The following is a 9,051-nucleotide window of genomic DNA, read 5'->3' as shown; positions in this document are numbered from 1 at the left end:
CTTGATAATGATGTGGAAGCAGTATTTGATCCGGCTAAAAATAATTTTCATCAGGATGGTAAATGCACCCGCTGGATACTTACTGATGATAACAACCAGTTGATTGGCCGGGTTGCGGCATTTATCAACAATAAAAAAGCTTATCATTATGAGCAGCCAACCGGCGGCATGGGCTTTTTTGAATGTATTAATAATAAAGAGGCCGCTTTCCTGTTGTTTAACACTGCAAAAAAATGGCTTCAGGATAATGGTATGCAAGCCATGGATGGCCCCATAAATTTCGGCGAAAATGATAACTTTTGGGGCTTACTGGTTGAGGGTTTTACCCATCCCTCCTACGGCATGAATTATAATCCGCCTTATTACAAAGCTTTCTTTGAGGAGTATGGTTTCAAAACCCTGTATGAGCAGATCACCAATCACCTGGATGTACACAAGCCATTTTCTGAGCGGTTCACCAAAATTGCCAACTGGGTAATTAAAAAACCGGGCTATGAGTTTAAACATTTCAGGATAAAGGAGATGGAAAAGTTCGCAGCCGATTTTATAGAGATCTATAACGACGCCTGGCGCGATTTTGAAAACTTTGTGCCCATAACCCATGCCACCATTGCCGAAAGCTTTGAAAAAATGAAACCCCTGATGGACGAAAAACTCATCTGGTTTGCCTATATCGATCAGGAGCCGGCATCGTTCATTATCATATTACCGGATGCCAACCAAATGTTAAAACCCCTCAACGGAAAGCTTAACCTGATAGGGAAACTTAAATTTTTGTATTACCGGTGGAAAGGCGTATCAAGAATGAGGGCGATAGTAATGGGAACCAAGCAAAAATTTCAGAAGCACGGGCTCGAATCGGCCATATTTATAAAGCTTAAGGAATATGTTTTACCTTTAAAGCAATATGATGAACTTGAACTATCCTGGGTTGGAGATTTTAATGAGAAAATGATTGCTATACATAGTGCTGTAGGGGCCACCTTCGGGAAAAAGCATTTAACAATGCGCTATGTTTTTAAATAAGCCCGGTTTAAGCCGGGCCCCAAATTTATGCAGTTGCTTTTGAGTGCCTTAGCTCTTCAAATAATTCAATTACCTTTTTTTGCAGATCAATTACTTCYGTTTCACGGTCCATAAGGCGTTTGTTAACAGTTTCTAATTCATTAACAAATTTCTGGTCCTGCTCAGCATCATTAAATGTTAGCAGCTGTACTACTGACATTTCGAACAAAGTTGCTATTTGCTCAAGTCTCGATAAATTAATATCTGTTATCCCTGTTTCGATTTTCGAAAAAGCGGGAATAGAAATATCTAATCGTTTTGCAACATCCTCCTGGCTCCACCCTTTTTGATGACGTAATAATCTGATTTTTTTTCCAAGTGTTTTCATGTGATTTAATAATAGTATTTAGGTTTCGCGAAAGTTAATTACTTTGCAATATTATTTATTATTACGCTAATTATCAACTAATTTGCATAATTTTTTATTTAAAATTGAACATAAGGAAAACAATTTGCGTTTGTATAGCCGTTAGTCCGAAAAATACCTCTTTTAATTGCCACTACCCTAACGCATTAACTCACAATTAAATCAGCCTGTTTATCATCAAAACGTAATTTAAAACCCTGCTAAATTAAAAGAATTTGTAAAATAAAAATTTAAATTCATATTTGTACTGTAACATTTTTAATTACAGATGAACGGGCAATTTCAAATAGCTATCCACATACTTACACTGCTTGACCATGCGCCCGGTGAACTTTTATCATCTGAGTACATTGCGGGCAGCATTAATATTAATCCGGTACTGGTACGTAAAGAGATTCGTAACCTGCGCAATTACGGTTTAATTAACAGTAAAGAAGGAAAGGCAGGTGGCTATTCGCTGGGTTTGCCCCCGCAAAAAATAATTTTCAGCGATGTATATAAAGCGGTTAAGCATCGCCCGGCTTTGGGCCAGGCCAAAAATATGCCCAACCCGCAATGTCCCGTTGGCAGGCAGATCAACCAGCATCTTAATGCCATGGCCGATGAGGTGGATGCAGCCATTATTAATAAACTAAGCACCATTACCCTGGCTGATTTTAGCCAGAAATTCAAATAAAAAATTTTACTAAAAACTGTAACAAATTTAATTACATTAAACAAATAAATTATGAAAATTGCACTGATAGGCGCCACCGGAAATGTGGGCAAAACCATTTTAAACGAAGCATTGCAACGCGGTCATGAAGTAACCGCCATTGCACGTAACCCTGAAAAACTGGATATTTCCAACGATAAACTCACAGTTAAAGCTGCCGACGTATTTGATGTTGACCATTTAGCGGGTATACTTGCCGGCCACGATGCCGTAGTAAGCGCTTATAACTCCGGCTGGACAAACCCTAATATTTATGCCGATTTTATAGCAGGTTCTGAAGCTATCCAAAAAGCGGTTAAACAAGCGGGTGTTAAACGCCTGTTGGTTATTGGCGGTGCTGGTAGTTTAGAGATTGCCCCTGGCGTTCAACTGGTAGATTCGCCTGATTTTCCAGCGGCTTATAAACCCGGTGCTACTGCTGCCCGCGATTATCTGAACATTTTAAAGAAAGAAGAAGAACTGGACTGGACTTTTTTAAGCCCTGCCATTAATATGCACCCCGATGCCCATGGCAAACGTACCGGAAAATTCCGCTTAGGTACAGACCAGCCTGTGTTTAATGAAAAAGGCGAGAACTTTATTCTTATTGAAGACCTGGCAGTAGCCATCATCGATGAACTGGAGAACAACCAGTTTATCAAGAGAAGGTTTACAGTGGGTTATTAATTTTGTCTGAACCGGGATTAAGCGGATTAAAGGATTTTTGGGATTGAAATTTTCAACTAACAAACGTTATAATAATCCAAAAATCATGATAATCCGTTAATCCGCTTAATCTCGGTTCAGACAATTTATTTTATAAATTTAGCCGCCACCCACTCATTAGTCTTCTTATGAATAATGTACTTTAGGCCATAGGTACGAGCGGCATCAGTAATAATATCAAGATCGGGCGATTCATAAAAACCGCTGAAATAAATCTCTCCATCGGGTTTCAGCACTTCGGCATAACGCTCCATTTGGTCGAGCAGGATGTTGCGGTTAATATTGGCCAGTATAACATCATACTGTTCATCCGGGATCACCTCTTTTGAGCCGCATAGCGGTATGATGTTTTCAATATGGTTAAGCGCCGAGTTTTCAATGGTGCTATCAAAACATATCGGATCATAATCAATGGCGGTAATTTCGGCAGCATTCAATTTGGCCGCCATAATGGCTAAAATACCTGTACCGCAGCCCATATCCAATACTTTTTTGCCTTCAAAATTATTTTCCAGCATCAGCTGCAGCATCATGGATGTGGTTTGATGATGCCCGGTGCCAAAGGCCATTTTAGGGTCGATCACTATTTCATAAGGAAACTCTGGTTTGGCTGGGTGAAAAGTTGCCCTTACATATATTTTATCACTTATCTCAATCGGTTCAAAATTACTTTCCCATACCTCGTTCCAGTTTTTTTGCGGAATAAGCGTTACCTCATAACTAAAAGTGAACATCTCCCGGTAAGGCAATAATTGTTCCTTCAGTTTTTCCTCATCAAAATCATCAGTAGGGATATATGCTTTAAAGCCAAATTCCAGTTCTTCAAAAGTATCAAAACCAATCTCGCCCAAAGCGTTGATCAGCAGGTCCTGCTGGTAATCTTCGGTAGTGATGGTAGTAAAAAGTAGTTCGTAATAGTTCATTATAAAATAGATAACTAATAAAGTCATCCTGAACTTGTTTCAGGATTTCTCAGGATGGTTAATCTGCATGCTGTAATGTGCATGTGGGATGCCGAACTTGTTCGGCATGACTTTAATTATACAGCAATTATTCTGCGCTTTCAAGTTCTTGAGGTGTGGCTTTTACAAATTTATGCCTATCCATCAGGTACAATATGATAAAGGTAACTACCCAATAAACAAGCTGTATTTCAGAAAGGTACCACCAAAAGCTGAGTAAAGGTTCCCGGCCTTCGGTGGGGTCCCATATAATATAACTGATAGCTCCAGCAAATGCTATGCAAATAACCGCAATGCATATCCCTATAATTACGCGGGCTTTTAGGCTTTTTACGGCTTTATTATCCCATAAAGGTACAATGATCAGGTATTGGGTTAAAATTCCCACAGCAAGCAATAAAAGCCAAAAAAGATGAAAGTAGGCCATTAAACTGTACAGGTCACCATTACCAATCTCTATCAGCTTCATGGGATGATCAGGCGTATTATACTTAACCACTATCCCGAAGATGCCAAAATCAATTAAAACCGGTAACAGAACCTTTAATAGCTTCCTCATGGTTAGATATGAGTATTGAGATGTGAGATTTGAGTTTTTTTAAACTTAACAGCGTATAACTGTTTCTGTTTGTAATTCTAAGCAATGTGATGTTTTATCTCAAATCTCACATCTCAAATCTAACTAATTAAATGCTTTTATAATATCAACAAAATCGCGCGATTTAAGGGAAGCGCCGCCAATTAGTCCGCCATCAATATCTGGCTGGGCAAATAATTCGGCCGCGTTTTTAGGATTGCAGCTGCCGCCATATAAAATGGTGGTATTATCTGCAACCTCCTGGTTGTATTTTGCAGCTATTTCTTTACGGATAAACTCATGTATTTCCTGTGCCTGGGCCGATGATGCAGTTACACCTGTACCTATGGCCCAAACCGGCTCATAAGCTAAAACCAACTTTGCAAACTGGGGGGCATCTAAATGAAAAACACCTTCAACAAGCTGCGTTCTTATCACATCAAAATGCTGATTGGCTTCGCGCTCCTGCAGGGTTTCGCCAATGCAAAAAATTGGGTGCAGATCATGCTTTAAAACGGTATCGGTTTTTTTTGCCAGCAATTCATTGTTTTCGCCAAAATACTGGCGACGCTCTGAGTGGCCAATGATCACGTAAGCAGCTCCAACAGATTTAATCATTTTTGCAGATGTTTCGCCTGTGTATGCGCCTGATTCGGCCTGGTGGGCGTTTTGTGYACCTACTGCAACTTTATGATAACCTTTTGCCATTTGCACCAGGCTATGGATGTGTATAAAAGGACTGCAAACAACTACTTCCTGTGTTCCGGTTGCCTCATCTTTTACCATATTGATGATCTCAGAAAATACACCCAAACCTTCATTATAATCAAGGTTCATTTTCCAGTTTCCGGCAACAATTTTTTTTCTCATGATTTTTATTTTAGTAATTACGTTAATGTAGTGAGTGGTTGTTTGTTGAYTGAGTGCGCTTTAACCATTCACACAATCAATCAATAACTACTCACTAAAATCTTCTATACTCCTCAGTTAATTCAAATATTTTTAGCAGTAAGTTTTGTTCTGTTTCACCAAATACACGGTGGTCGCGACGGTCAAAAACCTTTTCGGCGGTTTCAAACATTTTATTGATCGCATATACTTCAAAACCCTGCGCGCCGCCCCATGCAAAATCGGGCACAAAATGACGCGGGAAGCCCGAACCAAAAACATTGGCGCTTACCCCCACCACTGTACCGGTATTGAACATGGTATTGATACCGCATTTGGCATGATCGGCCATGATCAGGCCGCAAAACTGTAAGCCTGTATTACGGAAACACTGGGTGCTATAATCCCACAGCCTAACATTCGAATAATTATTTTTAAGATTGGAGTTATTCGAGTCGGCACCTATATTGCACCACTCGCCCAGTACAGAATTGCCCAAATAGCCCTCATGCCCTTTGGATGAATAGCCCCAGATCACCGCGTTGTTTATTTCGCCACCAACACGCGAGTATGGGCCAATAGTAGTGGCTCCGTATATTTTAGCTCCCATTTTCACCTGTGAATGCTCGCAAATGGCAAAGGCTCCGCGGATGTGGGTACCTTCCCAAATTTCGGTATTGCCGGCTAAATATATTGGCCCGTTGGTAGTGTTAAATGTCGAACATTCGGCTACAGCGCCTTCTTCCGCAAAAAAATCACTACCTATAATGGCATTGGTTGAGCTTATAGCCGCGCTTATACGGCCTTTGGTAAGTAAAGCAAAGTCCTTACGCAACTCCGTATCGTTGTTCCTGAAAATATCCTCCGGGTAAAGTAAGGATACAAACAAGCCGGGATAGTTAATAACGCTGCTAAAGTTGGCCTGTGTGTCAAAATTGCCTGCATCGGTTTGGTTTAATCTTACGGCCAATAATTGGTTATTATATTTAAGCGCCTGGCCGCTTTGCAATTTATCAATAGCCTCCAGCAGGCTTTCGTCAGGACAAACTGCTCCGTTTATGAATAAGTTATCTGCTTCAATTTTTACGGGGAACTTGGCTTGTAAGTAATCAAGGGTATGAAAAGAATGATCCTTGTTTAAATATTTAGTCCACTTTTCGGCTATAGTAAGTATACCTATGCGCAAATCGGCTACGGGCCGGGTATAAGTAAGCGGAAGCAGTGTTTGGTGTGCGTTATCGTCAAAAAGGATAATAGCCATGCGCAAAAATAAAAAAAGTCCCGGCTGTACAACCGAGACTTATAAATATTTAATTAAACAAGCAATTATTTCTTGTTGTAACGTGTACGGAATTTATCGATACGACCTGCAGTATCAACCAGTTTCATTTTACCGGTGTAAAAAGGATGCGATGTATGCGAAATTTCTAATTTGATCAATGGATACTCGTTACCGTCTTCCCATTTAATGGTTTCACGTGTATCGATGCATGATTTAGTCATGAAAGAATAGTCATTTGACATATCTTTAAAAACAACTAATCTATAGTTTGATGGATGCAGATCTTTTTTCATTATATATAAACTTTTTCTTCTATTCCTTCTAAAAGAGGCGCAAATGTAATAAAAAAAGTCAAAAGTAAAAAATCAAAAGTAAAAAGTTTTCCACCACGTAAATATCATAAAATCAGCCCTTATTCATGCTTTGGCACAGCTCAATCAAAACCCCATTGGCGCTTTTGGGGTGCACAAAGCACACTAATTTATTATCGGCACCGGGCTTGGGTTTATCGCTTAGCAACACAAATCCTGCCTGCTTTAAACGCTGCATTTCGGCTTCAATATCATCTACATCAAAAGCAATATGATGTATCCCCTCCCCCTTTTTAGCTATAAATTTGGCAATAGGGCTATCATCATTCAGCGCTTGCAGCAATTCAATTTTATTGGGGCCGGTTTGTAAAAAAGCGGTCTCCACACCCTCCTGTTCTACCAGTTCGGTTTTGTAGATGGTGGTATTTAATAGTTTTTCATATATATCACCGGCAATTTTTATGCTGCTTACGGCAATACCTATATGCTCTACTTTATTCATGTCCAAATATTGTAAATTAATAGTCAGCTTTGATAATTTACGCTTTGTTTTGAACGATTTTAAATAAAAACTTGCGTATCTTTGTTTTATTAATACATTTTAGAATATGAACATCCCAATTTATTTAGATAATAATGCAACAACACCCATGGATCCACGGGTACTTGAGGCTATGTTACCTTATTTTAACGAAAAATTTGGTAATGCCGCCAGCCGTAACCATCCTTTTGGATGGGTGGCCGAAGAGGGTGTTGATTATGCACGTGAGCAGGTAGCCAAATTAATAGGCGCATCTGATAAGGAGATCATTTTTACATCAGGTGCCACTGAGTCAGATAACCTTGCCATTAAGGGTGTATTTGAAATGTATAAAGATAAAGGTAACCACATCATCACCACGGTTACAGAGCATAAAGCAGTGCTTGATGCCTGTAAACACGTAGAAAAACTGGGAGGCAAGGTTACTTATCTTCCGGTTAAAGAAGACGGTTTGGTTGATCTTGCTGTTTTAGAACAAGCAATGACCACTGACACTATTTTAGTATCGGTTATGTATGGTAATAATGAAATTGGTGTTATACAGCCCATCAGAGAAATATCTGCCATTGCGCACAAATATGGTGCTTTGTTTATGACAGATGCTGTACAGGCGGTTGGTAAAATACCGGTTGACGTAAATGCCGATGGTATTGATCTGCTGGCATTATCGGCACACAAAATATATGGCCCTAAAGGCGTTGGCGCATTATACGTTAGGCGTAAAGGACCAAGGGTAAAAGTAACCGCTCAAATGGACGGTGGTGGCCACGAACGCGGTATGCGTTCAGGTACATTGAACGTACCGGGTATTGTTGGCTTAGGTAAAGCCTGCGAACTTTGTGGTTTAGAAATGGAAAGCGAAGCAAAACGCTTATCTGTTTTACGTGATAAATTACAATCAGAATTAACTGTGCTGGAAGAAAGCTATGTAAACGGTAATGTTGAACACCGCTTGCCACATGTAGCTAACATATCATTTAAATATGTTGAAGGCGAAGGTTTAATGATGGCGATGAAAGATCTGGCTGTATCATCAGGTTCGGCCTGTACTTCAGCTTCATTAGAGCCATCATACGTACTGAAAAGCTTAGGCTTGTCAGACGATCTGGCACACTCGTCTATCCGTTTTGGTTTAGGCAGGTTCACTACCGAAGAAGAGGTTGATTACGCTATAAAAGTAACCAAGCAATCGGTTACCCATTTACGCGAACTATCACCGCTTTGGGAAATGTTTAAAGAAGGCATTGACCTTAACTCCATTGAGTGGGCAGAACATTAATTTTTTGATGTTGGATTTCGAAATTTAGATTTCGGATCTGACACAAAATTTATTTAGAATTTAAAATTAGAGTTTAGATTGTTTTCGAGACTCAGAACTTATAACTTAAGACTAATAACTTTAAAAATGGCATATTCAGATAAAGTAATTGACCACTATACTAATCCCCGCAATGTAGGCACTTTGGATAAAAGCAGCCACAAAGTTGGTACCGGTTTGGTAGGTGCACCTGAGTGCGGCGACGTAATGCGTTTACAAATTCAGGTTGATGATAACAATGTTATCACCGATGCAAAATTTAAAACTTTTGGATGCGGTTCAGCAATCGCTTCTTCATCATTGGCTACCGAGTGGTTAAA

The 9,051-nt window shown here is 39.7% G+C and carries 12 protein-coding genes; 5 read left to right on the top strand and 7 right to left on the bottom strand.

All coding sequences use genetic code 11. From position 1 onward, the window contains the following. Positions 1–1,026 (top strand): GNAT family N-acetyltransferase (locus AC1DRQ_RS27675; protein WP_477428769.1); only part of this gene is annotated, 1,026 nt, incomplete at its 5' end. A 25-nt stretch (positions 1,027–1,051) separates the two neighbouring features. Here AC1DRQ_RS27675 and AC1DRQ_RS27670 read toward each other — a convergent pair. Then, the gene (locus AC1DRQ_RS27670) at positions 1,052–1,393 is read right to left on the bottom strand and encodes a helix-turn-helix domain-containing protein (protein ID WP_076378169.1); all 342 of its coding nucleotides are present in this window, start codon (positions 1,391–1,393) and stop codon (positions 1,052–1,054) included. Positions 1,394–1,700: 307 nt separating this feature from the next. Between AC1DRQ_RS27670 and AC1DRQ_RS27665 the strand changes: the two genes are divergently transcribed. Next, entirely contained in the window at positions 1,701–2,108 is a 408-nt protein-coding gene (locus AC1DRQ_RS27665; RefSeq protein ID WP_477428766.1) for an Rrf2 family transcriptional regulator, read from the top strand. 51 nt (positions 2,109–2,159) lie between these two features. Next, positions 2,160–2,813 carry an NAD(P)-dependent oxidoreductase gene (locus AC1DRQ_RS27660; protein WP_477428764.1) on the top strand — a complete coding sequence of 218 codons (654 nt, stop codon included), beginning with the start codon at positions 2,160–2,162 and terminating at the stop codon, positions 2,811–2,813. A gap of 125 nt (positions 2,814–2,938) precedes the next feature. Here AC1DRQ_RS27660 and prmA read toward each other — a convergent pair whose 3' ends face one another. From prmA to mce, 6 genes are all read right to left on the bottom strand, one after another. Beyond that, positions 2,939–3,775, bottom strand: coding sequence for a 50S ribosomal protein L11 methyltransferase (gene prmA, locus AC1DRQ_RS27655; protein ID WP_477428762.1), 837 nt, complete (start codon positions 3,773–3,775; stop codon positions 2,939–2,941). Positions 3,776–3,902: 127 nt separating this feature from the next. Then, entirely contained in the window at positions 3,903–4,373 is a 471-nt protein-coding gene (locus AC1DRQ_RS27650; RefSeq protein WP_477428760.1) for a hypothetical protein, read from the bottom strand. A gap of 123 nt (positions 4,374–4,496) precedes the next feature. After that, positions 4,497–5,261, bottom strand: coding sequence for a triose-phosphate isomerase (tpiA, locus tag AC1DRQ_RS27645; RefSeq protein WP_477428758.1), 765 nt, complete (start codon positions 5,259–5,261; stop codon positions 4,497–4,499). A 94-nt stretch (positions 5,262–5,355) separates the two neighbouring features. Next, the gene (locus AC1DRQ_RS27640; RefSeq protein ID WP_477428756.1) at positions 5,356–6,540 is read right to left on the bottom strand and encodes a putative sugar nucleotidyl transferase; all 1,185 of its coding nucleotides are present in this window, start codon (positions 6,538–6,540) and stop codon (positions 5,356–5,358) included. Between the two features lie 65 nt (positions 6,541–6,605). Continuing rightward, the gene (locus tag AC1DRQ_RS27635; RefSeq protein WP_429396900.1) at positions 6,606–6,854 is read right to left on the bottom strand and encodes a type B 50S ribosomal protein L31; all 249 of its coding nucleotides are present in this window, start codon (positions 6,852–6,854) and stop codon (positions 6,606–6,608) included. Positions 6,855–6,966: 112 nt separating this feature from the next. After that, a complete protein-coding gene (gene mce / locus AC1DRQ_RS27630; RefSeq protein WP_477428754.1) occupies positions 6,967–7,374 on the bottom strand; it encodes a methylmalonyl-CoA epimerase in 408 nt (135 codons plus the stop codon). A gap of 106 nt (positions 7,375–7,480) precedes the next feature. Here mce and AC1DRQ_RS27625 point away from each other — a divergent pair, with 106 nt between their 5' ends. Both AC1DRQ_RS27625 and AC1DRQ_RS27620 read left to right on the top strand, forming a co-directional pair. Continuing rightward, entirely contained in the window at positions 7,481–8,692 is a 1,212-nt protein-coding gene (locus AC1DRQ_RS27625) for an IscS subfamily cysteine desulfurase (protein ID WP_477428752.1), read from the top strand. A gap of 126 nt (positions 8,693–8,818) precedes the next feature. Beyond that, positions 8,819–9,051 (top strand): iron-sulfur cluster assembly scaffold protein (locus AC1DRQ_RS27620; protein WP_477428750.1); only part of this gene is annotated, 233 nt, incomplete at its 3' end.

It is taken from the genome of Mucilaginibacter sp. P4_E8 (assembly GCF_056401495.1).
The sequence above is the reverse complement of the archived record's forward strand: the minus strand, read 5'-3'. Positions and strand labels throughout refer to the sequence as shown.